This is a genomic window from Pseudomonas sp. FBF18, from assembly GCF_024261405.1.
Classification (GTDB): Bacteria; Pseudomonadota; Gammaproteobacteria; order Pseudomonadales; family Pseudomonadaceae; genus Aquipseudomonas; species Aquipseudomonas palmensis.
On record NZ_QKRS01000003.1, the window covers coordinates 281,733 to 306,270 of the forward strand.

Sequence of the window (24,538 nt, forward strand, 5' to 3'; positions counted from 1 at the left end):
CCGCATCGCGGGTCAAGCCCGCTCCCACAGGATCGCCGAAGACCCTGTGGGGGCGGGCTTGACCCGCGATGCGCGTCCAGCAGCACCAGAATTCCTTCCTGCCGAGTTAATGTTTCCTTAACCTGTTCGTCTCACACTAAAGATCATGTTTCTCGATCGTTCAAAGCGAAATTTTCCGCTTTAATTCGATAGATAACCGGTTAGTCTTGGGCACAGTTCTTACAGGGAAACACGGCAATGCAACTGCGCAATTCTCCTTCTCGCTATGGCGTGGTCAGTATCGTCCTGCACTGGGGCGTGGCCCTGGCGGTTTTCGGCCTGTTCGGCTTGGGGCTGTGGATGGTCGGCCTGGACTACTACAGTGCGTGGCGCAAAACGGCACCCGACCTGCACAAGAGTATCGGCCTGACCCTGCTGGCGATCATGCTCGGTCGCGTGCTGTGGCGCTTCATCAGCCCGCCACCACCGGCCCCGGCCAACCACGGCCCGCTTACCCGCTTCGCCGCCAAGGCCGGCCACGGCCTGCTGTACGTGGGCCTGTTCGGGGTGATGATCACCGGCTACCTGATCTCCACCGCCGACGGCGTGGGCATCCCGGTGTTCGGCCTGTTCGAGGTGCCGGCACTGGTCAGCGACCTGCCCAACCAGGCGGATGTCGCCGGGGAAATCCATTTCTACCTGGCCTGGGGGTTGGTGATCTTCGCCGGCCTGCATGGCTTGGCCGCCCTCAAGCACCACTTTATCGACCGTGACGCGACCCTCACCCGCATGCTGGGCCGCAAAGCTTGATGTTCAACCTCAACTCCAAAGGAATAGAAGTAATGTTGAAAAAGACTTTTGCCGCTCTGGCGCTCGGTACCGCCCTGTTCACCGCTGGCCAGGCCATGGCTGCCGACTACAAGATCGACAAGGAAGGCCAGCACGCCTTCATCGACTGGAAAGTCAGCCACCTGGGCTACAGCTTCATCCACGGCACCTTCAAGGACTGGGACGGTACCTTCAGCTGGGATTCCGCCAAGCCGCAGGACAGCAAGATCTCGGTAGACGTGAAGACCGCCAGCCTGTGGTCCAACCACGCCGAGCGTGACAAGCACATCGCCAGCAAGGACTTCCTGGACGTTTCGAAATTCGCCGACGCCAAGTTCGTCTCCACCGCCGTCAAGCCCACTGGCGACAAGACTGCCGACGTGACCGGCGACCTGACCTTCCACGGCGTGACCAAGCCAGTGACCTTCAAGGCCACCTTCAACGGTGAAGGCAAGGACCCATGGGGCGGCGAGCGCGCCGGTTTCAACGCCACCACCACCCTGGACCTGAAAGACTTCGGCATCAAGCTGCCTGGCGACGTGGCACAGACCGCCCAGCTGGACATCTCGCTGGAAGGCGTCAAGCAGAAGTAATTGCCTGGCCTGTAAACAAGAACGCCGCCCCTAGGGGCGGCGTTTTTGTGTGCGCAGTGGCGGGATCAGCGGTTGCGCGTCAGCAGCGCAGGCTTCTCGCCACGTGGGCGGCTTGGCAGCTGCTCGAGCTGTTCGGCGGTCGGGAACCGGTCGATCTTGGATTCCTTGTGCACGATCTTGGGCTGCGACTGGCCGTCACGCGGGTTGCGCACTGCCGGTTCCTGCGACGACTGATCGTCACGGGCCGGGCGGCGGTTGCGGTTGTTGCTGCCGTCGCGGCGCGCCTGGCCATCGCGACCACCGCCACCGCTGCGTGCACCACCGCGCTTCTCGCCATTGCTGCCGGCGCCACCGCTACGTGCACCACCACCGGTGTTGCTGCGTGGCTGGCCACCGCGGGGTGCGCCGGTGCCGGTACCGGCGGCTGCCGGTGCGCCCGGGCGACGGTTGCGGCCCTGGCCGCCCTTGTTCTGGTACGGGCTGACGTAGTCGGCACGGTTGCCGAAGTTGTCCACTTCGTCGTCCAGGAAGGCTTCAGGGTCACGGTCGGCCGGGATTTTCGGAACTACTGCTGCCTGACCCGAGGGTGCCTGGCGGGTTTTGCTGTTGTCACGGGGCTTGCGCTCTTGGCGCCCGCCGGCGGCCTTCTCAGTGGCTCTGTCGCCTGCGGGCTTATCCTTTTCCTGGCCTTTGTCCTTGCCCTTGTCCTTGCGCCCGCCGGCATTGCTGCCGTCGGCACGCTGGCCACGGCCACCGCGCGGGTTCATCTGCGGACGTTCACGGGCTTCGGGTTTTTCGGCTTCGACCGTCGAGGCATCGAAGCCCATCAGGTCGCCGTCCTGGATTTTCTGGCGGGTGACGCGCTCGATGCTCTTGAGCAGCTTCTCTTCGTCCGGCGCCACCAGCGAGATGGCCTCGCCGGAACGGCCCGCACGGCCGGTACGGCCGATACGGTGCACGTAGTCTTCCTCGACGTTGGGCAGCTCGAAGTTGACCACGTGGGGCAATTGGTCGATGTCCAGGCCGCGGGCGGCGATGTCGGTGGCGACCATGATGCGCACGGTGCCGGCCTTGAAGTCGGCCAGGGCCTTGGTGCGCGCATTCTGGCTCTTGTTGCCGTGAATCGCCGCGGCAGTCAGGCCGTGCTTCTCGAGGTACTCGGCCAGGCGGTTGGCGCCGTGCTTGGTACGTGTGAAGACCAGCACCTGCTCCCAGGCACCCTGGGTGATCAGGTGGGCCAGCAGGGCACGCTTGTGGCTGGCGGGCAGGCGGTACACACGCTGCTCGATACGCTCGACCGTGGTGTTGGGCGGCGTGACCTCGATGCGCTCGGGGTTGTGCAGCAGCTTGTCGGCCAGGTTGGTGATGTCTTTTGAGAAGGTCGCCGAGAACAGCAGGTTCTGGCGCTTGGCAGGCAAGCGTGCGAGGACCTTCTTCACGTCATGGATGAAGCCCATGTCGAGCATGCGGTCGGCTTCGTCGAGCACCAGGATCTCAACGTGGCTCAGGTCGACGCTGCCCTGGCCGGCGAGGTCCAGCAGACGGCCGGGGCAGGCCACCAGCACGTCGACGCCGCGGGACATGGCCTGCACCTGCGGGTTCATGCCGACACCGCCGAAGATGCAGGCGCTGACGAACTTGAGGTCGCGGGCGTAGATCTTGAAGCTGTCGTGGACCTGGGCGGCGAGTTCGCGGGTGGGGGTCAGCACCAGTACCCGCGGCTGGCGTGGGCCATGGCGCTGGGACTTGTCGGGGTGGCCACCTGGAAACAGGCGTTCGAGAATCGGCAGTGCAAAGCCACCGGTTTTACCAGTACCTGTCTGCGCCGCGACCATCAGGTCGCGACCTTGCAACACGGCGGGAATGGCCCGCTGTTGCACCGGCGTAGGCTGGGTATAGCCCGCTGCCTCGATAGCGCGGACTAGAGCCTCGGAGAGACCGAGGGAAGCAAAGGACATGAGTAATCCTGTTCTAGTGGGGGCTAAGCCCTATGGGAAGTTCGTGCCTGGCGCGACGGGCATCAGGTGATGCTATCGCGTCCGGTCCTGCTGGGCCTTCAATGCGCATCCGGGGGGCGGCGGGCGGGCTCTGGGCGCGCTGTCCTGCCGATCGGGATGCCTTTTGCAAGGCCGAGCGTCCGGGCGTAAGCCTGGCGGGGTTGGCGGAGTATAACAGAGCAATCAGTGCGTGCTGCGTTCCTGCTGCTCAACGGTTTGCGGAATGTTCACCTCGGCGCCTGCGTAGCGTGCGTTCAGCTCGGCATAGGCCGGCTCCTGCTTGAAGCGGCGCAGCTCGGCGGCGAAGCGTTGCGCCAGCAGGTCCATGCCGGCATTGCGGCGTACTGCCAGGAACTGGGGCTGGCGGTCGATCACCAGCCCCAGTTCGCTGACCTGTTGCTCCAGGCCCAGGCTCTTGATCACATGCCGGCCAACCCGGCGATCGGTGACCAGCAGGTCTATGCGCCCCAGTTGCAGCTTGCCCAGGTTGGCTTCCAGGGTAGGTGCCGGCTCGCGCTTGAAGTCGGGTGAATCGGCAAACGCCGGGCCGTAGGTATAGCCGGGCGCGGTGCCCACGGTCAGCCCCTTGAGGTCTTCCAGGTGCCTGATGGCGTGGGGCCGGGCGTTGGCCTGGAACAGCACGAACTCCACGTGCGACAGCGGTTCGCTGGGGTAGAACAGCTGGGCGTCGCGCTGCTCGGTCTTGAAGATGTCGAGCACGCCGTCGGCCAGCCCCTGTTCGACCATCGCCAGGCAGCGCTTCCATGGCAGGAACTGCCATTGCACCTCGATGCCCAGGCGCTTGAACACCTCGGCGGTGACCTCGTAGTCGATGCCCTTGGCCTCTCCGTTTTCCTGGTACACATAGGGCGGCCAGGGGTCGGTGACGATGCGCAGCCTCTCGCCATGAGCCAGGGTACTCAGGCAGGCGAGGAACAGGGCGGCGAACAGTCGGTAAAGATCGGGCATGGCTGGAGAGTACGATGGCTGCTCGAGAATGGCCAGCCTGGCTCGGCCAGCAGCTCAGCCAGGTGCGAAGGCCTGGAGGCGGGCGTCGACAAAAAAGGGCCTTGGCGTGTGCCAGAGCCCTTGTCGTCGGTGCAGCAGTCAGCGTGGCAGCTTGAGGTTGTTCCACACTGCCAGGCTGGGTTCGGCCTGGTTCAGGGTATAGAAGTGCAGCCCCGGTGCGCCGCCTTGCAGCAGTTTTTCGCACATTTCGGTGATGACCTGTTCGCCGAAGGCCTGGATGCTTTGCACATCGTCGCCATAGGCTTCCAGCTGCTTGCGGACCCAGCGCGGGATCTCGGCGCCGCACGCATCGGAGAAGCGCGCCAGCTTGCTGTAGTTGGTGATCGGCATGATGCCGGGTACCACCGGGATGTCCACGCCCAGCTTCTGCACGCGCTCGACGAAGTGGAAGTAGCAGTCGGCGTTGAAGAAGTACTGGGTGATGGCGCTGTCGGCGCCGGCCTTGGCCTTGCGCACGAAATTGATCAGGTCGTCTTCGAAGTGACGGGCCTGGGGGTGCATTTCCGGGTAGGCGGCCACTTCGATGTGAAAGTGATCACCGCTTTCCTGGCGAATGAATTCGACCAGCTCGTTGGCGTAGCGCAGCTCGCCACTGGCCATGCCCATGCCCGACGGCAGGTCGCCGCGCAGGGCCACGATACGCTTGATGCCGGCGGCCTTGTACTGGGCCAGCAGGCTGCGCAGGTCGTCCTTGCTGTCGCCCACGCACGACAGGTGCGGCGCGGCCGGTACCTTCACTTCGCTTTCCAGCTGCAGCACGGTGTTGAGCGTGCGGTCGCGGGTCGAGCCACCGGCACCATAGGTGCAGGAGAAGAAGTCCGGGTTGTAGCTGGCCAGGGTGCGAGCCGTGGCGAGCAGTTTTTCATGTCCAGCGTCGGTCTTGGTCGGGAAGAACTCGAAGCTGTAACGGCGTTCCTGAGACATGGCGAAATCCTGGTAAACCGATCGTGCTGGCCAGCCGTGAGGCTGGCCACAGAAAAAAGCCGGTGACGCTGTGGCAGCGTCACCGGCTTTGGCCCATCAGTAGCGGTAGGCGTCTGGTTTGAACGGGCCTTCAACAGTCACGCCGATGTAGTCGGCCTGCTGTTTGGTCAGTTGGGTTACCACGCCGCCGAAACCGCGGACCATTTCCAGGGCCACTTCTTCGTCGAGTTTTTTCGGCAGTACTTCAACGGTCAGGCGCTCGGCTTTCTGGGCCGGCGACAGGTCGGCGTACTTCTGGCCGAACAGGAAGATCTGTGCCAGTACCTGGTTGGCGAACGAACCGTCCATGATGCGGCTCGGGTGGCCAGTGGCGTTGCCCAGGTTCACCAGGCGGCCTTCGGCCAGCAGGATCAGGTAGTCGTCGTTCTGCGCGTCGAAATCGCCAGGGCCGGTACGGTGGATCTTGTGAACCTGTGGCTTGACCTCTTCCCATGCCCAGTTCTTGCGCATGAAGGCGGTGTCGATTTCGTTGTCGAAGTGACCGATGTTGCATACCACGGCGCGCTTTTTCAGGGCCTTGAGCATGTTGGCATCGCACACGTTGACGTTACCGGTGGTGGTCACGATCAGGTCGATCTTGCCCAGCAGGGCCTTGTCGACGCTGGCTTCGGTGCCGTTGTTGATACCGTCGATGAACGGCGAAACCAGCTCGAAGCCGTCCATGCAGGCTTGCATGGCGCAGATCGGGTCGACTTCCGAGACCTTGACGATCATGCCTTCCTGACGCAGCGACTGGGCCGAACCCTTGCCCACGTCACCGTAGCCGATCACCAGCGCCTGCTTGCCCGACAGCAGGTGGTCGGTGCCGCGCTTGATGGCGTCGTTGAGGCTGTGACGGCAGCCGTACTTGTTGTCGTTCTTGCTCTTGGTGACCGAGTCGTTGACGTTGATCGCCGGGATCTTCAGCTCGCCCTTGGCCAGCATGTCGAGCAGACGGTGCACACCGGTGGTGGTCTCTTCGGTCACGCCGTGAACGCGGTCCAGTACCTGCGGGTACTTCTTGTGCAGCAGCTCGGTGAGGTCGCCGCCGTCGTCGAGGATCATGTTGGCATCCCATGGCGCGCCATCCTTGAGGATGGTCTGCTCCAGGCACCACTCGTATTCCTGCTCGGTCTCGCCCTTCCAGGCGAATACCGGGATGCCGGCGGCGGCAATGGAGGCAGCGGCCTGATCCTGGGTGGAGAAGATGTTGCACGACGACCAGCGCACTTCGGCGCCCAGCGCGACCAGGGTCTCGATCAGCACGGCGGTCTGGATGGTCATGTGGATGCAGCCGAGGATTTTTGCACCCTTGAGCGGCTGTTCAGCGGCGTACTTGCGGCGCAGACCCATCAGGGCCGGCATTTCGGACTCGGCGATGATGGTTTCGCGGCGGCCCCAGGCAGCCAGGGACATGTCGGCGACTTTGTAGTCGGTAAAATCTGCAGGCGTGTTTACAGCGCTCATCAAGAGCCTCCATTCGTAGTGTGCGAATGGGCGCCGTTGTGCGTTAAGTGCCCGTGCGGGGAACCCCGTGCAGGCAACGCCCCATCCGAGCCTGACAGGAGAACCTGCTGCAGCGCCCCTCGGACAGGTGGCGGGAACGGCATCGAGTGGTGATGACCGTCTGTGAAGCGTTGGCGATTATAGCTGCGCCCGCGCATCGGCCCAAGGCTTTCTGTCAATTAATCGAGACGATAGTCGATGTTCAATGGAGGCCGCCGGCAGGCTCTGCCATCATTGTCGGCATCGATTGGCAAGACGGTCAGGAGTACGCATGAACTTTCACACCCGCAAATGGGTAAAACCCGAAGACCTCAACCCCAACGGCACCCTGTTCGGTGGCAGCCTGCTGCGCTGGATCGACGAAGAGGCGGCGATCTACGCGATCGTGCAACTGGGCAACCAGCGTGTGGTGACCAAGTACATCTCGGAGATCAACTTCGTCAGCGCTTCGCGCCAGGGCGACATCATCGAGCTGGGCATCACCGCCACCGAATTCGGCCGCACCTCCATCACCCTCAAATGCGAAGTGCGCAACAAGATCACTCGCAAGAGCATCCTCACCGTCGACAAGATGGTCTTCGTCAACCTGGGTGAGGACGGCTTGCCGGCACCCCATGGGCGTACCGAGATCAAGTTCATCAAGGATCAGTTCGATACCTCGGTGGAATGACGGCGGTAGCTGCACAGTTCAAGCTTCAAGTCAGGGGCAGCGGGGCTGGCGGGGGTGGTTTGGCCAGGTGCCTTGAGCTGGCCCTCCCAGCGTGCGATCACCAGTGGCGCCAGCGCGTTACCCAGCACGTTGAGTGCAGTGACCGGCATGTCCATCAGCCGATACACCCCGGCGATGATCGCCACGCCCTCGACCGGCAGCCCTGCGGCGGTCAGCGTGGCGGTGAGGATGATGAACATGAAGCCCGGCACCCCCGCCGCACCCTTGGAGGTCAGCACCATGATCAGCACCAGCATCGCCTGGTCAGCCAGGCCCAGGTCGATGCCATAGGCCTGGGCGATGAACAGCGTGCCAAGCGCTGCGAACAGCGACGCGCCATCGAGGTTGAATGAATACCCCAACGGAATGACCATGCTGGTGATCGGGCGTGGCGCGCCGTAGCGCTCCATCTTCTCGATCAGTTGCGGCATCACCGTGGCCGAGGCGGCGCTGCTGTAGGCCAGCAGCAACTCGCTGCGTATCTCGCGCAACAGGTGGAAGAACCGCACCCCCGCCAGCCTGGCCACCGCCCCCAGCACGCACAGCGCAAAAAGCAGCACCGCCACGTAGGTAATGCCGATCAGCTTGGCCAGTGGCAGCAGTGCGCTCAGGCCGAAGCTGGCAACGGTGACGCCGATCAGCCCGAAGATGCCGATGGGTGAGTAGTGCATCACCAGGTGGGTGACCTTGAACATGGTGTCCGATACGCCCTGCATCACGCTGATCAACGGTGCCTTCTGCTGCTGGGGCAGCATCGACAGGGCGCAGCCGAACAGGATGGCGAAGAACAGCACCGACAGCAGCTTGCCCTCGGCCATGGCCAGCACGATGTTGTCCGGCACGATGGCCACCAGGGTGCGCCCCAGGTTCTGCGTTTCGGTGCTGGATGCCAGCGTGGTGACCGGTGCCTGCAGCGTGCTGCTGAAGTCCGCGCCGGCGCCGGGCTGGAACACGTTGCCGACCACGAGCCCGAACAGGATCGCGATGCTGGTGATGGTGAAGAAGTACACGAACGTCTTCATCCCGACCCGGCCCAGGGCGCGCGTGCTGCCGGCGCCGGCGATGCCGACGGTCATGCAGGCGAACACCAGCGGTACCACGATCATCTTCATCAGCTTGATGAACAGGTCGCCGGCCGGCTGCAGCAGGTTGTCGATGAACCAGGCCTTGTGCTCGGGGAACTGGTTGAGAAGGATGCCGACGATCACGCCGGCGACCAGGCCGATCATGATGCGCGTGACCAGGCTGGAAGGTGTGCGAATGCCCATGGGGTGCCCCTTGTTGTTGTGGTTGTGGGGAGTGCGAAGGGTGCGTTACTGCGCGAACAGGCCGGCGAAATCCTTGAAGCCCTTGACCTCGATCGGATTGCCGCTGGGGTCGAGGAAGAACATCGTGCGTTGTTCGCCCGGCTCGCCCACAAAGCGCACCACCGGCGGGATCTCGAATGCCAGGCCACGCCGGGTGAGGCGCACGGCCAGGGTCATCCACTCGTCCAGTGGCAGTACCACGCCGATATGCGGCATCAGTACCTTGTGCTCGCCAACCTGCCCGGTACGGGTGGTGGCGAACGGCGTGCCCAGGTGCAACGAGAGCTGGTTGCCGAAGAAGTCGAAGTCGACCCAGGTCGCGGTGCTGCGCCCTTCGGTGCAGCCCAGAACATCTCGATAAAAAATACGCGCCTGTTCCAGGTCGCAAACGTGGTATGCAGCGTGAAAGGGTCTGTTCATGGCGTATCCCCCGTGTGGTTGAGCGTTGAGGGTAAGTAGGCCGTGTGACGGGGTAAAACGGCTTTGCCTTGCTCTGAGCGAAAGAAAAACTTATGGATGTGCGCTTTCTGAAAAGCCTGGTGGCAGTGGTGGAAACCGGCTCGATTGCCGCGGCCGCGCGTCGCGAGAACCGCACGGCAGCGGCGATCAGCCAGCGCGTGCAGGCGCTGGAACGCACACTGGGCTGCACCTTGCTGCTGCGTACTGCGCATGCCATCCGCCCCTCGGACCAGTGCCTGCTGCTGTTGCCCAGAATCCAGGCGATCATCGAGCAGGCGCGTGAACTGCAGCACGACCTGAGCCAGGACGGATTGACGGGGGACGTCAGGGTGGGCGCGGTGTCGACGGCGTTGACCGGGGTATTGCCGGGGCTTATCGAGCGTCTGGCGCGATCGGCGCCGGGGCTCAAGCTGCAGATCACCCCGGGTGATTCGCGCAGCCTGTACGAGAAGGTGCTCGGCGGCGAACTGGATGCCGCGATTCTGGTGCGCCCGCCCTTCACGCTGCCCAAGGCACTGGCGCTGCAGGTGCTCAAGGTCGAGCCGCTGATTCTGATCGCGCCGGCTGCACAGGCCGCGCTGGCCCCCGATACATTGCTGCGCGAGCACCCGTTCATTCGCTATGACGCACAGTCGTGGGGCGGGCAGATCGCCCAGCGCTACCTGGATGAGCAACTGATCACGCCGCAGTTGCTGTGCGAGCTGGATGCGCTGGAAACCATCGTGATGCTGGTGGCCCAGGGCATGGGGGTATCGTTGGTGCCGCAATGGGCCGGCATGCCCCATGAGGGCATCTGTGCCTGGCCGCTGGGCGATGACCCGCGCCACGCGCGGGCACTGGTGGTGCTGCACGGCTCGACGCCGCGCCGGCCAGTGGCCATGCGGCATCTGCTGGGGCTGCTGGGCAGCCCCTCGCCGGTCAAGGCTGCTCGGTAACCCCGCGCACCACGCGACCGATGCTCAGGCCCTGCAGCAGGATCGACGACAGCACCACGATGTAGGTGATGCTCAGCAGCAGGTCACGTTCGGGGCCCGATGGCAGCGACAGCGCCAGGGCCACGGACACACCGCCGCGCAGGCCGCCCCAGGTGAGCACGCGGATGGTGCCGCGCGGCACCGTTCTCCAGCGGCGCAGCATGACGATCGCCGGCGCCACGGTCAGCAGGCGCGACAGCAGGATCGCCACTGCCAGCACCCCGGCCGCAGCCAGGTGCATCCACGAGAACGGCAGCAGCAACAGCTCCAGGCCGATCAGCGCGAACAGCAGCGCGTTGAGCATGTCGTCGATCAGTTCCCAGAAGCCGTCCATGTAGCGCCGGGTCATGTCGTTCATAGCCAGGTTGCGACCCAGGTTGCCGATGATCAGGCCCGCTACCACCATCGCGATGGGCGCCGAGACGTGCAGTTCGTAGGCTGCGGCCGAGCCGCCGATCACCAGCGCCAGGGTCAGCATGACCTCCACCTGGTACTGCTCGATGCTCTTGATCATGCGGTAGGTGACGTAGCCGATCACCGCGCCGAACAGCGCGCCGCCGATGGCCTCGCGGGCGAACAGGATCGTGGTGTCGCTCACGCTCGGGGTCTCGCCCAGTTGTGCGATGCCCAGCAGCACGGTGAACACCACGACCGCGGTGCCGTCGTTGAACAGCGACTCGCCGACGATGGTGGTCTTCAGCGGCTTGGACGCATTGGCGGTACGCAGGGCGCCGAGCACCGCTATCGGGTCGGTGGGCGAGATCAGTGCGCCGAACAGCAGGCAGTACAGCAGGTTCACGTGCCAGCCGAACAGGGCGAAGATCCAGTGCGCCAGGTAGCCGATCACCACGGTGGCGATCAGCACGCCGACGGTGGCCAGGAGGCCGATCGGCCAGCGGTAGTCGCGCAGGTCGGCCAGGTTCACGTGCAGCGCCCCGGCGAACAGCAGGAACGCCAGCATCCAGTGCATCAGCAGGTCGTTGAAGTCGATCTGGCTCATCAGGCCCTGCACCCGTTCTTCCAGGCCCGGGTAGCCGATGACGCTCAGGCCCTGGAGGATCAGGGAAAACAGCAGTGCAGTGACCATCACGCCAATGGTCGGCGGCAGGCCGATAAAGCGGTAGTTCACATAGGTGAGGAGGGTGGTGAGGCAAATAAACGCGGCAACTAGCTCAAGCATCCTAGGTCCTGTAATGGCTTCCAAGTCAGTGCCCGAATGGCTCGGGCAGGGCTTGGATGCGCCGGCGCGAGGTTCAGGACACACTTTTTCGATCAACGTTGACCGCAGGCTGGCTGTTTTGTTGCGCCTGGTTGAAACTGCGCAGCCGTGCACTACCCAGGAACTCAACCGTGCTCGCCACTTCGCTGGTGCTGATCGCCGCCCTGCTGCATGCCACCTGGAACACCCTGATCAAGTTCAGCGGCGAGCGTCTGCTGGTGATTGCCAGCATGGACGTGGTGGCGCTGCTGTTCGCCCTGGCGATGGTGGCGTTCGTACAGGTACCGCCGCCCGAGATCTGGCCGTGGATGCTGGCCTCGGCGGCGTTCGAGCTGTTGTACCGCTACCTGCTGATCAAGGCCTACCGGGTCGGCGACCTGGGCCTGGTCTACCCCCTGATGCGCGGGTTGTCGCCGCTGGTGGTGCTGGCGCTGACCCTGACCTTTGCCGGCGAGACGCTGAGCACCCAGCAGATCTTCGGCATTCTGCTGATCCCGTGCGGCATGGCCTGCCTGCTGTGGCAGGGCGGTGGCGGCGAACGTCTGCCCTGGTCGATGCTGCCGGTGGTGGCGCTGATCGGCCTGTGCATCGGCTGCTACACCTGGCTCGACGGCAGCGCGATCCGGCTGTGGTCGCAGCCGCTGGACTACCTGGTGTGGCTGACGCTGATCAGCGCCTGGCCGTTCCCGTTGCTGGCGACGGTGGCCCGGCGCGCGCCGTTTGCGCAGTTCTGGCGCAGCCAGTGGAAGCTGGGCCTGGCCGTGGGGTTGTGCGTGCTGTCCAGCTATGCGCTGGTACTGTGGGCCATGCAACTGGGCTCGGTGGCCGAGGCTGCGGCGCTGCGCGAGGTGAGCGTGATCCTGGTGGTGCTGATGGGCATGCGCTACCTCAAAGAACCTTTCGGCGGGCCGAGGCTCTTAGCTTGTGCACTGGTACTGATCGGCATGCTGATCATGAAACTCTGACCCCAACAACAAGGACCCCTGCCATGACCGTCGCCTTCTGGTGTGTATTGATCGCGTTGCTGCTGCCGTTCGTGTGCACCAGCATCGCCAAGTTCGGCAGTGGTCGCTTCAGCCTGCGACAGAACCATGACCCGCGCGGTTTTCTGGACAAGCTCGAAGGCCTGCCGCGCCGCGCCCATGCGGCGCAGCTCAACAGTTTCGAGTCGATTCCGGCGTTCGTCGCGGCGGTGGTGATCGCCGACATCGTCGGCAATGCCGAGCAGGTCACCCAGGACGTGCTGGCGGTGCTCTACATCACCAGCCGCCTGCTCTACATCATCTGCTACCTGGCCGACTGGGCCGCGCTGCGCTCGGTGGTGTGGTTCGCGGGCATTGGCCTGATCGTCAGCTTCTTCGTGGTCTCGGCCTGAGCTACTTGCCTTCCACCTGCGGCACCACCGGCAGTGCCGCGCCCTTGGGCCACAGCAGCCAGATCTGACCCTGCTGCTTCATGTCCCCGGCCAGAGCGCCGGCCTCGCTGCCGGTACCCCAGAACAGATCGGCGCGCACTTCGCCGGTGATGGCCCCGCCGGTGTCCTGCGCGGCCACCGGGCGTACCACCGGCGCGCCGTCCGGGCGGGTGGTTGACAGCCACAGCAGGCTGCCCAGCGGGATCACCTTGCGGTCGATAGCCACGCTGTAGCCGGCGGTCAGCGGCACGTTCAGCGAACCGCGCGGGCCTTCGTTGCTGTCCGGGCGGGTGCTGAAGAACACGTAGCTGGGGTTGCTGGCCAGCAGCTCGGGCACGCGGCTCGGGTTGGCCTGGGCCCAGGCGTGGATGCTGCCCATGGTCACGTCTTCCTTCTTGAGCTGGCCCTGCTCGACCAGCCAGCGGCCCACCGGGCGATACGGGTGGCCGTTCTGGTCGGCATAGCCCACGCGCAGCTGCTGCCCACTTTCGAGCTGGATGCGCCCGGAGCCCTGGATCTGCAGAAACTGCAGGTCCATCGGGTCGGTCAGCCAGGCCAGCACCGGCGCCTTGACGCCTTGCTGCTGGATCACCCCGGCGGTGTCGTAGGGCTTGAGCACGCGCCCGTCCAGGCGACCGCGCAGGCGCTTGCCCTTGAGTTCGGGGTAGATACTGTCGAGCGCCACCACCACCAGGTCATCGGGGATGCCATACACCGGCACGTTGGCCGTGGCGGTACGGGTCATGCTGCCGGGGTACACCGGTTCGTAGTAGCCGGTGATCAGGCCGTTGGCGTTGTTTTCGGCCGAGCGCAGGCCGTACACCTCGAGTTGCGTCTGCAAGAAGCCACGCACCTGGGTGGCGTCGTCGGGCACCTGCACCGCAGCAGCGCAGGGGGTGGCCCAGACCGGATCGTTCTTGAGGCGCTCGCACGCGCTGCGCCAGGCATTGAAGCCGGCCAGCAGGTCGCTGTCGGAGACCTTGGGCAGGTCTTTCCAGGTGGCGGGGCTGTAGGTGGCGAGCGGGTGCGGTGCGGATTTATCCGGGGCGCTGCCGTTGCAGCCGACCAGCAGGGCCAGCAACGCGGCGGTCAGGCCAAGGCGGCTCAGGGCGGTTTTCATGCGGGGTAGTCCTCTACGGTGTGCCTGGCGTTCAGGGCGGCCAGGCAACCCTTGTTTTTGGTAGGGGTATTGGTGTTTGCCGGCAAGGCGGGGATACTGGCCGCCTTTTTCCGTGTGCCGAGCCAAGCATGATGTTCAAGCGAATGACTGTGATCCTGGTGGCCTGCCTGGCCCTGAGCGCCTGTGGCGGTGTCGACCCCAACTCGCCGTTGGGCCAGCGCAAGGCGATTTTCAAGCAGATGCTCAAGACCAGCGAAGACCTCGGCGGCATGCTGCGTGGCCGGCTCGCGTTCGACGGGCAGAAATTTGCCGATGGTGCGGTGAAGCTCGACGCGTTGTCGCACCAGCCGTGGCAGCATTTCCCGCAGGTGCGCGAGGAGGACAGCAGCGCCACGCCCGATGTGTGGCAAAAGCAGGCGCGCTTCCAGGAGCTGGCGCGGCAGATGGAGCAGGTGACCGGCGAGCTGGTCGCCCAGACCCGTACCCAGCCATTGGAGCCTGCGGCGGTCGCGGCCCCGATGGGCAAGGTGGAGGCGGCGTGCAAGGCCTGTCATACCGAGTTTCGCAATCATTGATGGGGTGAGCTGGCCGGCCTTTTCGCCGCAGGGCCGGCTCCTACAGGTGGCGCGCTGTACGTAGGAGCCGGCCTTGCCGGCGAAGGGTTCAACGCGGACTACTTCTCCAGCTCATCCAGTGCCTGTTGCAGTTCCTTCTTCGACTCGGCCAGTTTGTCCTTGCGCTTGTTGATCTTGTCGGCGTCGCCTTTCTTCATGGCCTTGTCCAGGTCCTTGGTGCGCTGCGTCACTTCATGACGGGCATCCAGCACCTTCTGTTCACGCTGTTTCTTCAGGCCGGCATCGGTGCAGTGCTCGGTCACTTCGCTCAGGGCCTTCTCGAGGCCGGCCTGCTGGGCGCTGTTGCCGTGGGCGCGGGCCTGTTCGATCTGTTCGCTGAGCGCCTGCTTCTTGGCAGCGCAGCCGGTCAGGCCGGGTTGTTCCTCGGCAGCCATCAGCGAAGTGGCGAGCAACGAGCAGGCGGCGAACAGGGCAAGCGGGGAAAGCAGTTTCATAGTGGCTCCGTGGTCGCGGGCTTGGCAGAAACCCATGATGCTGCCCTGATCCGACAAATTTAGAAACCCTCGATTGTATGTTCACGTAACCGCGCCGCCAGGGCCTGCACCTGCGGGTGAGCGAAAAAGGCCAGCAACTGGCCGGCACGGTGGGCACCCACGCCAGGCTCGGCCTGCCACTGCGCCGCATCGCGGGCAGCCAGCGCGGCCCACGTGTCGCCCGCTGCCAACGCACGCGGGGCCGGCATACCCAGGGCCCGCGCCCAGGTGGCAAAGGGTCGCTGACGGGCCTGTTCGAGGGCGGGGTACAACGGATGTTCGGCGGGCAGTTCCAGCACATCGGCCAGTGTGCGCAACTGGCCGGCGTCGACCAGGCGCTCCCAGCTGGCCGGCCCGGCACCTGGGAGTGCCAGGCCCTGCTTGCCGCCCAGCCACTGCAACCTGGCCAGGAACTGCTGACGACACTCGGCGCTCAGCTCCCAGCAGCTCAACGGATGAAACGCATCGGCTGCCGGTACCTTCATCTCACGCCGTTCGAGGGCGCGGTGCACCACGCCGTCCAGACGGGGAATGGTCAGGCCTGCCAGGCTGATCGCCACCTGATCGCCCGGGCGAATGTCCAGTTGCTGCCAGCGTCTTAGCGAGCCCACGCTGACCTGGCGCACCGTGCGGTCATCCAACTGCACCGGTGCCAGTTGCAGCACCGGGGTGATGCGACCGGTGCGCCCCACGTTGAACTGCACGCGTCGCACCTCTGCCAGCACCTGGGCGAAGGGGTATTTCCATGCCGCTATCCAGTACGGCGCCCGGGCCTGCCAGCGCTCGCCGGGCGGACGCCGGCCCTGGCGCAGCACCACGCCGTCGCTGGCGAATGGCAGTGGCGTGCGGTACCAGTGCTGGCGCCAGTGGGCGGCCTGGTCGAAGGTCTGCACCGGCTGGCTGAACGCCTCGCTGTAGGCAAAGCCCAGGGCGCTCAGGCGTGCCAGGCGCTCGCGCTGGTCCAGGGGGCCCTGCGGCCAGGCCCAGGCGAACAGCTCGACCACCGCGCCCTGCGCGGGGGTGAGCTGCTTGCGCGCCAGCAACCCGGCGACGTTGCCGCGGGCATTCCGGCTGCCCGCTGCGGCCTGCACATGCCCGTCCAGGCGCCAGAACAGCTCGCCTTGCAGTATCAGGTCCAGAGGTTCGGGCAACGTGTGGGGGAGGGCGCCCAGTGCCGGCAGGTGGCGGCTCCAGTCATGCCCGTAGGCGCCGTCGCCGCGGCTGATCAGGCGCACCAGCCGGCCCTTTGCATAGACCAGCGTGGCGGCCACGCCATCCACCTTGGGTTGTACCCAGAGGTCCTGCTTGCCGTGCATCCAGGCGCGCACGGCGGCTTCGTCGGGCAACTTGTTCAGGCCGGTGTGGGGGATGGGGTGGCGCAACGGGCCGGTGGCGGTTCCGAGCGGGTCTGCCGGGGGCGCACCGGTGCCGGGGAAGCAGGCTTGCAAGTGTTGCAGGCGAGCCCGGCTCTGGTCGTAGAGCTCGTCGCTGATCAACGCGACGCCCAGGCGATGGTAATGATCGTCCCAGTCGGCCAGGCGCTCGCCCAGCTGCTTGAGTTCGCTTTGCGCCACTGCCGGTGGCCAGTCGGGGCAGGGCCGGGCGAGGGCGGTGGTTGGGGTACAGGCGAGCGTGCTGGCGAACAGCAGGCCGGACAACAGCTTGAAGGGCATGGCGAGCGTCCTTGCTCGGCGGGTGGAACTTCAAGCCTAGGCAAGAAAAAGCCCCTGCCAGTCGCCTGGCAGGGGCTCTTGTTTACCGGGTGTTGCTTGTACCGGGTGTTGCTTACAGCCCGGCGGCCGCGCGCAGCGCGTCGACACGGTCGGTGCGTTCCCAGGTGAACGTGGTGAAGGTGTCGTCGCCCACGGTCTTGACCTGCGGGGTGCGGCCGAAGTGACCGTAGGCCGCGGTTTCCTGGTACATCGGGTGCAGCAGGTCGAGCATGGTGGTGATCGCATACGGACGCAGGTCGAAACACTCGCGCACGATCTGGATGATCTTCTCGTCGGCAACCTTGCCGGTGCCGAAGGTGTTCAGCGAGATCGAGGTCGGCTGGGCCACGCCGATGGCGTACGACACCTGGATTTCGCAGCGCTCGGCCAGGCCAGCGGCAACGATGTTCTTGGCCACGTAGCGACCGGCGTAGGCGGCCGAACGGTCAACCTTGGACGGGTCCTTGCCGGAGAAAGCGCCACCCCCGTGACGGGCCATGCCGCCGTAGGTGTCGACGATGATCTTGCGGCCGGTCAGGCCGCAGTCGCCCACCGGGCCACCGATGATGAAGTTGCCGGTGGGGTTGATGTGGAACTGGGTGTCCTTGTGCAGTAGCTCGGCCGGCAGCACGTGCTTGACGATCAGCTCCATCACGCCTTCGCGCAGGTCGGCGTAGGACACGTCCGGGTTGTGCTGGGTGGACAGCACGATGGCGTCGATGCCCACCACCTTGCCGCCTTCGTAGCGGCAGGTGACCTGGGACTTGGCGTCCGGGCGCAGCCACGGCAACAGGCCGGACTTGCGCGCTTCGGCCTGACGCTGCACCAGCTGGTGCGAGAAGCTGATCGGGGCTGGCATCAGCTCCGGGGTTTCGTTGCTGGCGTAGCCGAACATCAGGCCCTGGTCGCCCGCGCCCTGGTCTTCAGGCTTGCTGCGGTCAACGCCCTGGGCGATGTCTACCGACTGCTTGCCGATGATGTTCATCACCGCGCAGGTGGCGCCGTCGAAACCGACGTCGGAGCTGTTGTAGCCGATGTCGACGATCACGTTGCGCACGATGTCTTCGAGGTCGACCCAGGCCGAAGTGGTCACTTCGCCGGCGATGATGGCCACACCGGTTTTCACCAGGGTCTCGCACGCCACGCGGGCGAACTTGTCTTCGGCGATGATGGCGTCGAGCACCGCATCCGAAATCTGGTCGGCGATTTTATCCGGATGCCCTTCAGACACGGACTCGGAGGTGAAAAGGGAGTATTCGCTCATCTCGACGGGTTCCTAAAATTTACCGATGGTGAGTGTCGCCAGGTGGTCGCTGAAAGTGGCGAACCTGAATCTGGAAACCATTACGTAAGCCCACATAGAGGCTGTCCTCGGGAACCAGCCCCGCGGCGCTGGCCCAACGGGCCAAATCATCCTGTTCAAAGCCCAGCCAGAGATCGCCGCACGCCTGGCGCGCCCAGCTCTGATCGTGGCTGCACAGTTCTGTTACCAACAGGCTTCCGCCTGGTCTGACACGCTTGGCCAGGTGCCCGAGGGCCTGGGCAGGCTCGCTGAAATGGTGCAGCACCATGTTCAGCACCACGCAGTCGGCCTGTACATCCGTTGCATGCAGGGCATCGGCCAACAGCAGGGTTACGTTAGCCAGGCGCTCGCGCTGGCACACCTGGCGCGCCAGCTCGAGCATGGTCGGGCTGTTGTCCAGGGCGGTGACGTGGGTGAAGCGCCGCGCCAGTTCGGGCAGAAACTCGCCATCGCCGGGGCCGACCTCCAGGGCGCTGGCCAGCGGGTCGAAGCTGAGCTTGTCGAGCAGCGCCAGCAGGCTTTCGCGGTACTGCGCCAGGCCGGCGATCAGGTCCTGCTGGGCGCGGAACTTCTCTTCCACACGCAGGAAGAAGTCCTGGCTGGTGGCGGCCCGGCGCACCTGCACCTGGCCGATGCGCGCCTGCACCTCGGCCGGCAGTTCCAGCGCGTCGACCTCCTCCAGCAGCGCCCCGTGCAGCTTGCCGCCCAGGCGCTGGCTGTCGGGCAGTGCGCGGCGATAGAAGATCGCGTTGCCTTCGCGCCGGGTGGCCACCAGGTCGGCCTGGGCCAGTACCTTGAGATGGTGGCTCATGCCCGACTGGCCGATGGCGAAGATCTGCGCCAGCTCCAGCACCCCGAACGAATCGCTGGCCAGCGCGCGCAGCACGTTCAGCCGCAGCGGGTCGCCGCCGGCCTTGCACAGGGCAGCCAGCGCGTCGCTTTGCTCGGGGTCGATGGAGGGGGCGTGAAGGTTCATGGGCGGCAGTCTAGTCAGCGTGCAGCGGCCTCGCAAGTTCTATATCAAAAAGTTTTGATATTGCTCGATGGGCGGGCCCGGCCCGGCATGGCAGGCGACAATTTCTGCCGTTTTGTCGGCGCAACACGGGATTAGTCGCTCAATCGCACTAAAAACGTCCCTCATCGACCATCCGTGATTGCCCCCGGGCACGTGCCTGGGCGAAAATGGCCGCCTTTTTCCGTTCGTTAATATTCAAGCCCCCCAGGAGACAAGCGATGCCCAGCCGTCGTGAGCGTGCCAACGCCATTCGTGCCCTCAGCATGGATGCCGTGCAAAAAGCCAACAGCGGCCATCCCGGTGCCCCGATGGGCATGGCGGATATCGCCGAGGTTCTTTGGCGTGACTTCTTGAAGCACAACCCGAGCAACCCGCACTTCGCCGACCGTGACCGCTTCGTGCTGTCCAACGGCCACGGCTCGATGCTGATCTACTCGCTGCTGCACCTGACCGGCTACGACCTGTCGATCGACGACCTCAAGGCGTTCCGTCAACTGCACAGCCGCACCCCGGGCCACCCGGAATTCGGCTACACCCCAGGCGTCGAGACCACCACCGGCCCGCTGGGCCAGGGTCTGGCCAACGCCGTGGGCTTTGCCCTGGCCGAAAAAGTGCTGGGCGCCCAGTTCAACCGTCCAGGCCACGACGTCGTCGACCACCACACCTATGTGTTCCTGGGTGATGGCTGCATGATGGAAGGCATTTCCCACGAAGTTGCTGCACTGGCCGGTACCCTGGGCCTGGGCAAGCTGATCGCCTTCTACGACGACAACGGTATCTCCATCGACGGCGAAGTCGAAGGCTGGTTCACCGACGACACGCCGAAGCGTTTCGAAGCCTACCACTGGCAGGTGATCCGCAATGTCGACGGTCACGACCCAGAAGAGATCAAGACCGCCATCGAGACCGCGCGCAAGAGCGCGCAGCCGACCCTGATCTGCTGCAAGACCACCATCGGCTTCGGTTCGCCGAACAAGGGCGGCAAGGAAGACTGCCACGGCGCGCCACTGGGCGATGCCGAAATCGCCCTGACCCGCCAGGCCCTGAACTGGAACCACGGCCCGTTCGAAATCCCGGCCGACATCTATGCCGAGTGGGATGCCAAGCAGGCCGGCGCCGCCGCCGAAGCCGCCTGGGACCAGCGCTTTGCTGCCTACGCCGCAGCCTTCCCTGAACTGGCCAGCGAACTCAAGCGTCGCCTGAGCGGCGAACTGCCAGCCGACTTCGCCGAGAAGGCTGCCGCCTACATCGCCGAAGTGGACGCCAAGGGCGAAAGCATCGCCAGCCGCAAGGCCAGCCAGAACACCCTGAACGCCTTCGGCCCGCTGCTGCCGGAGTTCCTCGGTGGCTCGGCGGACCTCGCCGGCTCCAACCTGACCCTGTGGAAAGGTTGCAAGGGCGTCAGCGCCGAAGATGCCAGCGGCAACTACATGTACTACGGCGTGCGCGAGTTCGGCATGACCGCCATCATGAACGGCGTTGCCCTGCACGGCGGCCTGGTGCCTTACGGCGCGACCTTCCTGATGTTCATGGAATACGCCCGCAATGCCGTGCGCATGTCGGCCCTGATGAAGCAGCGCGTGATCCACGTCTACACCCACGACTCCATCGGCCTGGGCGAAGACGGCCCGACTCACCAGCCGATCGAGCAGCTGACCAGCCTGCGCACCACGCCGAACCTGGACACCTGGCGTCCGGCCGACGCGGTCGAATCGGCCGTGAGCTGGAAGCACGCCCTGGAGCGCAAGGACGGCCCTTCGGCGCTGATCTTCTCGCGTCAGAACCTGCAGCACCAAACCCGCGACGCCGGCCAGATCGCCGACATCAGCCGTGGTGGCTACGTGCTCAAGGACTGCGCAGGCGAGCCTGAGCTGATCCTGATCGCCACCGGTTCCGAAGTGGGCCTGGCGGTGCAGGCGTTCGACAAGCTGACCGAGCAGGGCCGCAAGGTGCGCGTGGTATCGATGCCATGCACCAGCGTGTTCGATGCCCAGGACGCCAGCTACAAGCAGTCGGTTCTGCCACTGCAGGTGGGCGCGCGGATTGCCATCGAAGCTGCCCACGCCGACTTCTGGTACAAGTACGTGGGCCTGGAAGGCCGCGTCATCGGCATGACCACCTACGGTGAGTCGGCGCCGGCTTCGGCACTGTTCGAAGAGTTCGGCTTCACCCTGGAAAACATCCTGGGTACGGCTGAAGAGCTGCTGGAAGACTGATAAAACCAGTTGGAGCGGCGTTGAACCCATCGCGGGTCAAGCCCGCTCCCACAGGGATCACGAGTGTCCTTGTGGGAGCGGGCTTGACCCGCGATTGCCGCGACTCGGTTCCTGCAGGTTGCAGATAACATTCTGTTCCGTGAGCATCCCATGCCCCAACCGCGTCCCTACAAAGTTGCACTCAACGGCTACGGCCGCATCGGTCGTTGCGTCCTGCGCGCACTCTTTGAACGGGGGGCCAGCGCGGGCTTCGAGATCGTTGCACTGAACGACCTGGCCGATCAGGCCAGCCTCGAATACCTGACACGCTTCGACTCCACCCACGGGCGCTTTCCCGGTGAGGTCAGGGTCGACGGCGATTGTCTGCATATCAATGGCGACTGCGTCAAAGTACTGCGCAGCGCCACCCCCGAAGGCATCGACTGGGCCGCGCTCGACGTCGACCTGGTGCTCGAATGCTCCGGGGCCTACAACACCCGCGCCGACGGCCAGCGTTTCCTCGACGCCGGCGCACCACGGGTGCTGTTTTCCCAGCCGATGGCCAGCGAGGCGGATGTCGACGCCACCGTTGTCTACGGCATCAACCAGGATTGCCTTGAAGGCGGCGAACGGCTGGTATCCAACGCCTCCTGCACCACCAACTGCGGCGTGCCGCTGCTGCGTGTGCTCGACCAGGCCTTCGGCATCGAGTACGTGCAGATCACCACCATCCACTCTGCAATGAACGACCAGCCGGTGATCGATGCCTACCACCACGAAGACCTGCGCCGCACCCGTTCGGCGTTCCAGTCGGTGATTCCGGTGTCTACCGGGCTCGCGCGGGGTATCGAACGCCTGCTGCCGGAACTTGCCGGGCGAATCCAGGCCAAAGCGGTACGCGTGCCGACGGTGAACGTGTCGTGCCTGGACATCACCCTGCAGACCGCCCGCGATACCACCGCGGCCGAAGTCAACCAGGTGCTGCGTGAAGCGGCCCTGAGTGGCCCGCTCAAGGGGTTGCTGGCCTACACCGAACTGCCCCACGCCAGCTGTGATTTCAACCATGACCCACATTCGGCCATCGTCGATGCCAGCCAGACCCGCGTTTGCGGCCCCCGCCTGGTGAACCTGCTGGCCTGGTTCGACAACGAATGGGGGTTCGCCAACCGCATGCTCGACGTCGCCGAACATTTTCTGCGCGTCGTGGACTCAACCAGCACCACTCGCAAACAGCCCTGAAGGACTGCATTCATGACCGTTTTGAAGATGACCGACCTCGATCTGCAAGGTAAGCGCGTACTGATCCGCGAAGACCTCAACGTGCCTGTGAAGGACGGTGTGGTCAGCAGCGACGCGCGCATCCTGGCCTCGCTGCCGACCATCAAGCTGGCCCTGGAGAAGGGCGCGGCCGTGATGGTCTGCTCGCACCTGGGGCGCCCGACCGAAGGCGAGTTCTCGGCCGAGAACAGCCTCAAGCCGGTGGCCGACTACCTGAGCAAGGCGCTGGGCCGTGAGGTGCCGCTGGTGGCCGACTACCTGGGCGGCGTGGACGTGAAGGCCGGCGACATCGTGCTGTTCGAGAACGTGCGCTTCAACAAGGGCGAGAAAAAGAACGCCGACGAACTGGCCCAGCAATACGCTGCCCTGTGCGACGTGTTCGTGATGGACGCCTTCGGTACCGCCCACCGTGCCGAGGGCTCGACCCACGGCGTGGCCAAGTTCGCCAAGGTCGCCGCTGCCGGTCCGCTGCTGGCCGCCGAGCTGGATGCACTGGGCAAGGCCCTGAAGGCCCCGGCCAAGCCGATGGCCGCCATCGTCGCCGGTTCCAAGGTATCGACCAAGCTGGACGTGCTCAACAGCCTGAGCCAGGTGTGCGACCTGCTGATCGTCGGTGGCGGCATTGCCAACACCTTCCTGGCCGCTGCCGGCCACCCGGTGGGCAAGTCGCTGTACGAAGCCGACCTGATCGACACCGCCAAGGCCATCGCGGCCAAGGTCAACGTGCCGCTGCCGGTGGACGTGGTGGTGGCCAAGGAATTTGCCGAAAGCGCCACGGCTACCGTCAAGCTGGTGGGCGAGGTGGCCGAGGACGACATGATCCTGGACATCGGCCCGCAGACCGCCGAACAGTTCGCCGAGCTGCTGAAGTCGTCCAAGACCATCCTGTGGAACGGCCCGGTGGGCGTGTTCGAGTTCGACCAGTTCGGCAACGGCACCAGGACCCTGGCCAAGGCCATCGCCGACAGCGCCGCGTTCTCGATTGCCGGCGGTGGCGACACCCTGGCGGCCATCGACAAATATGGCGTGGCCAGCCAGATCTCCTACATTTCTACCGGTGGCGGTGCATTCCTCGAGTTCGTCGAGGGCAAGGTGCTGCCGGCGGTGGACGTGCTGGAACAACGGGCCAAGGCCTGACTCGCTCAGCCTGGCAAAGGGAGTGTGGCCTGATGGTCAAGCGGTTGCCTGTGTTTATCCTGGCCGGTCTGCTCAGCGCCTGCGCTGGCAGCCCGGAGCCTGCGGCGGATGCCCCCGGCAAGCCGAAGGGCGGTTGCTACCAGTCGCAGTGGCAGGCAGAGACCGTGCCGGTGATCAACAAGAGGCTCGGCCCGGACGGGCTGGAGAAGTATGACGAGGAACACCAGCGCCAGGCCCCGGGTTGCCCTTGATCGGTTCGAGGCAACCTGTTGGCCGGTTCGTGGTCTTCTAGAGGATATTCGATGAAAAGCGTTGTAGCCCTGATGGCCCTGGTTCTGATGGCAGGTTGCGCAAGCCTCAAGCCAACCCCGGCCCCGACCGACAACTGGACCCGCTGGGTCTGTGACAGTCAGGCCGAGGTGCTGTGGCGGTTTGCCGATGCCAGCCAGGAAGAGGTGGATGTACGCCTTGGTGGCGGCGATCAGGTCTACCGGCTCAAGCCGGAGCCCGGTGCATCGGGTGCGCTGTACAGCGATGGCGTGCTGGCCCTGCACACCAAGGGCGATGAAGGCCTGGTGTACTGGGTAGCGACCAACGATTTGATAGGGCGGGGCTGCAAGGCACCGTGACTGGCCGGGCCGACCGCTGTCGGCCCACACTACTTGAATAGCAACCGCCGCTGCGGCAGGCTTG

Annotated in this window: 24 protein-coding genes and 1 riboswitch; of the genes, 12 read left to right on the plus strand and 12 right to left on the minus strand. The window is 64.9% G+C overall.

Annotated features, from left to right (window positions below; translation table 11 throughout):
• The first annotated feature begins 237 nt into the window (after window positions 1–237).
• Both DN387_RS07250 and DN387_RS07255 read left to right on the plus strand, forming a co-directional pair.
• Entirely contained in the window at window positions 238–789 is a 552-nt protein-coding gene (locus DN387_RS07250) for a cytochrome b (protein WP_043863618.1), read from the plus strand.
• A 32-nt stretch (window positions 790–821) separates the two neighbouring features.
• Entirely contained in the window at window positions 822–1,400 is a 579-nt protein-coding gene (locus DN387_RS07255) for a YceI family protein (protein WP_043863617.1), read from the plus strand.
• Between the two features lie 65 nt (window positions 1,401–1,465).
• On the opposite strand, the gene DN387_RS07260 is transcribed toward DN387_RS07255, so the two are convergent.
• From DN387_RS07260 to ahcY, 4 genes are all read right to left on the minus strand, one after another.
• Window positions 1,466–3,358 carry a DEAD/DEAH box helicase gene (locus DN387_RS07260; protein WP_043863616.1) on the minus strand — a complete coding sequence of 631 codons (1,893 nt, stop codon included), beginning with the start codon at window positions 3,356–3,358 and terminating at the stop codon, window positions 1,466–1,468.
• 222 nt (window positions 3,359–3,580) lie between these two features.
• The gene (locus DN387_RS07265) at window positions 3,581–4,366 is read right to left on the minus strand and encodes an ABC transporter substrate-binding protein (RefSeq protein WP_043863615.1); all 786 of its coding nucleotides are present in this window, start codon (window positions 4,364–4,366) and stop codon (window positions 3,581–3,583) included.
• A 138-nt stretch (window positions 4,367–4,504) separates the two neighbouring features.
• The gene (metF, locus tag DN387_RS07270) at window positions 4,505–5,350 is read right to left on the minus strand and encodes a methylenetetrahydrofolate reductase [NAD(P)H] (RefSeq protein ID WP_043863614.1); all 846 of its coding nucleotides are present in this window, start codon (window positions 5,348–5,350) and stop codon (window positions 4,505–4,507) included.
• Between the two features lie 96 nt (window positions 5,351–5,446).
• Window positions 5,447–6,856: an adenosylhomocysteinase gene (ahcY, locus tag DN387_RS07275; protein ID WP_054915763.1), complete on the minus strand. Its 1,410-nt coding sequence runs from the start codon at window positions 6,854–6,856 to the stop codon at window positions 5,447–5,449.
• A gap of 21 nt (window positions 6,857–6,877) precedes the next feature.
• A riboswitch (S-adenosyl-L-homocysteine riboswitch) is annotated at window positions 6,878–6,983 on the minus strand.
• Window positions 6,984–7,166: 183 nt separating this feature from the next.
• Here ahcY and DN387_RS07280 point away from each other — a divergent pair.
• Window positions 7,167–7,565 (plus strand): acyl-CoA thioesterase, encoded by a 399-nt coding sequence (locus tag DN387_RS07280; protein WP_043863612.1) that lies wholly within the window; start codon window positions 7,167–7,169, stop codon window positions 7,563–7,565.
• On the opposite strand, the gene DN387_RS07285 is transcribed toward DN387_RS07280, so the two are convergent.
• Window positions 7,541–8,872, minus strand: a complete 1,332-nt coding sequence (locus DN387_RS07285) for a cation:dicarboxylase symporter family transporter (RefSeq protein WP_254506035.1) — start codon at window positions 8,870–8,872, stop codon at window positions 7,541–7,543. The genes DN387_RS07280 and DN387_RS07285 overlap by 25 nt on opposite strands.
• Window positions 8,873–8,917: 45 nt before the next feature.
• On the minus strand, window positions 8,918–9,331 hold the full coding sequence (locus DN387_RS07290) for a VOC family protein (RefSeq protein ID WP_043863611.1): 414 nt from the start codon (window positions 9,329–9,331) through the stop codon (window positions 8,918–8,920).
• 92 nt (window positions 9,332–9,423) lie between these two features.
• On the opposite strand from DN387_RS07290, the gene DN387_RS07295 reads away from it, so the two are divergent.
• Window positions 9,424–10,305 (plus strand): LysR family transcriptional regulator, encoded by an 882-nt coding sequence (locus DN387_RS07295; RefSeq protein WP_054915762.1) that lies wholly within the window; start codon window positions 9,424–9,426, stop codon window positions 10,303–10,305.
• On the opposite strand, the gene DN387_RS07300 is transcribed toward DN387_RS07295, so the two are convergent.
• Window positions 10,289–11,524, minus strand: coding sequence for a sodium:proton antiporter (locus DN387_RS07300; protein WP_054915761.1), 1,236 nt, complete (start codon window positions 11,522–11,524; stop codon window positions 10,289–10,291). The genes DN387_RS07295 and DN387_RS07300 overlap by 17 nt on opposite strands.
• A gap of 170 nt (window positions 11,525–11,694) precedes the next feature.
• Between DN387_RS07300 and DN387_RS07305 the strand changes: the two genes are divergently transcribed.
• Both DN387_RS07305 and DN387_RS07310 read left to right on the plus strand, forming a co-directional pair.
• A complete protein-coding gene (locus tag DN387_RS07305; protein ID WP_043863608.1) occupies window positions 11,695–12,528 on the plus strand; it encodes a DMT family transporter in 834 nt (277 codons plus the stop codon).
• Window positions 12,529–12,551: 23 nt separating this feature from the next.
• Entirely contained in the window at window positions 12,552–12,938 is a 387-nt protein-coding gene (locus DN387_RS07310; RefSeq protein ID WP_054915760.1) for an MAPEG family protein, read from the plus strand.
• A gap of 1 nt (window position 12,939) precedes the next feature.
• On the opposite strand, the gene DN387_RS07315 is transcribed toward DN387_RS07310, so the two are convergent.
• Window positions 12,940–14,097 (minus strand): murein transglycosylase A, encoded by a 1,158-nt coding sequence (locus DN387_RS07315; protein WP_054915759.1) that lies wholly within the window; start codon window positions 14,095–14,097, stop codon window positions 12,940–12,942.
• A 131-nt stretch (window positions 14,098–14,228) separates the two neighbouring features.
• Here DN387_RS07315 and DN387_RS07320 point away from each other — a divergent pair, with 131 nt between their 5' ends.
• Entirely contained in the window at window positions 14,229–14,672 is a 444-nt protein-coding gene (locus DN387_RS07320; RefSeq protein ID WP_173925103.1) for a cytochrome c, read from the plus strand.
• A 98-nt stretch (window positions 14,673–14,770) separates the two neighbouring features.
• On the opposite strand, the gene DN387_RS07325 is transcribed toward DN387_RS07320, so the two are convergent.
• The 4 genes from DN387_RS07325 to DN387_RS07340 all read right to left on the minus strand — a co-directional run bounded on the left by DN387_RS07325 (window position 14,771) and on the right by DN387_RS07340 (window position 19,196).
• Window positions 14,771–15,166: a DUF1090 domain-containing protein gene (locus DN387_RS07325; RefSeq protein WP_236171640.1), complete on the minus strand. Its 396-nt coding sequence runs from the start codon at window positions 15,164–15,166 to the stop codon at window positions 14,771–14,773.
• 59 nt (window positions 15,167–15,225) lie between these two features.
• Entirely contained in the window at window positions 15,226–16,878 is a 1,653-nt protein-coding gene (gene ligB / locus DN387_RS07330; RefSeq protein WP_054915758.1) for an NAD-dependent DNA ligase LigB, read from the minus strand.
• Window positions 16,879–16,990: 112 nt separating this feature from the next.
• The gene (gene metK / locus DN387_RS07335; protein ID WP_043863602.1) at window positions 16,991–18,181 is read right to left on the minus strand and encodes a methionine adenosyltransferase; all 1,191 of its coding nucleotides are present in this window, start codon (window positions 18,179–18,181) and stop codon (window positions 16,991–16,993) included.
• A 19-nt stretch (window positions 18,182–18,200) separates the two neighbouring features.
• The gene (locus DN387_RS07340; protein ID WP_043863601.1) at window positions 18,201–19,196 is read right to left on the minus strand and encodes a metalloregulator ArsR/SmtB family transcription factor; all 996 of its coding nucleotides are present in this window, start codon (window positions 19,194–19,196) and stop codon (window positions 18,201–18,203) included.
• A 257-nt stretch (window positions 19,197–19,453) separates the two neighbouring features.
• On the opposite strand from DN387_RS07340, the gene tkt reads away from it, so the two are divergent.
• The 5 genes from tkt (at window position 19,454) to DN387_RS07365 (ending at window position 24,474) form a co-directional block, all read left to right on the plus strand.
• Window positions 19,454–21,451: a transketolase gene (tkt, locus tag DN387_RS07345; protein WP_043863600.1), complete on the plus strand. Its 1,998-nt coding sequence runs from the start codon at window positions 19,454–19,456 to the stop codon at window positions 21,449–21,451.
• A gap of 150 nt (window positions 21,452–21,601) precedes the next feature.
• Window positions 21,602–22,669: an erythrose-4-phosphate dehydrogenase gene (gene epd, locus DN387_RS07350; RefSeq protein ID WP_043863599.1), complete on the plus strand. Its 1,068-nt coding sequence runs from the start codon at window positions 21,602–21,604 to the stop codon at window positions 22,667–22,669.
• Between the two features lie 12 nt (window positions 22,670–22,681).
• Entirely contained in the window at window positions 22,682–23,845 is a 1,164-nt protein-coding gene (locus DN387_RS07355) for a phosphoglycerate kinase (protein WP_043863598.1), read from the plus strand.
• A gap of 32 nt (window positions 23,846–23,877) precedes the next feature.
• Window positions 23,878–24,096 (plus strand): hypothetical protein, encoded by a 219-nt coding sequence (locus tag DN387_RS07360; protein WP_043863597.1) that lies wholly within the window; start codon window positions 23,878–23,880, stop codon window positions 24,094–24,096.
• 51 nt (window positions 24,097–24,147) lie between these two features.
• Window positions 24,148–24,474, plus strand: a complete 327-nt coding sequence (locus DN387_RS07365) for an MliC family protein (protein ID WP_043863596.1) — start codon at window positions 24,148–24,150, stop codon at window positions 24,472–24,474.
• The last annotated feature ends 64 nt before the right edge of the window (window positions 24,475–24,538 follow it).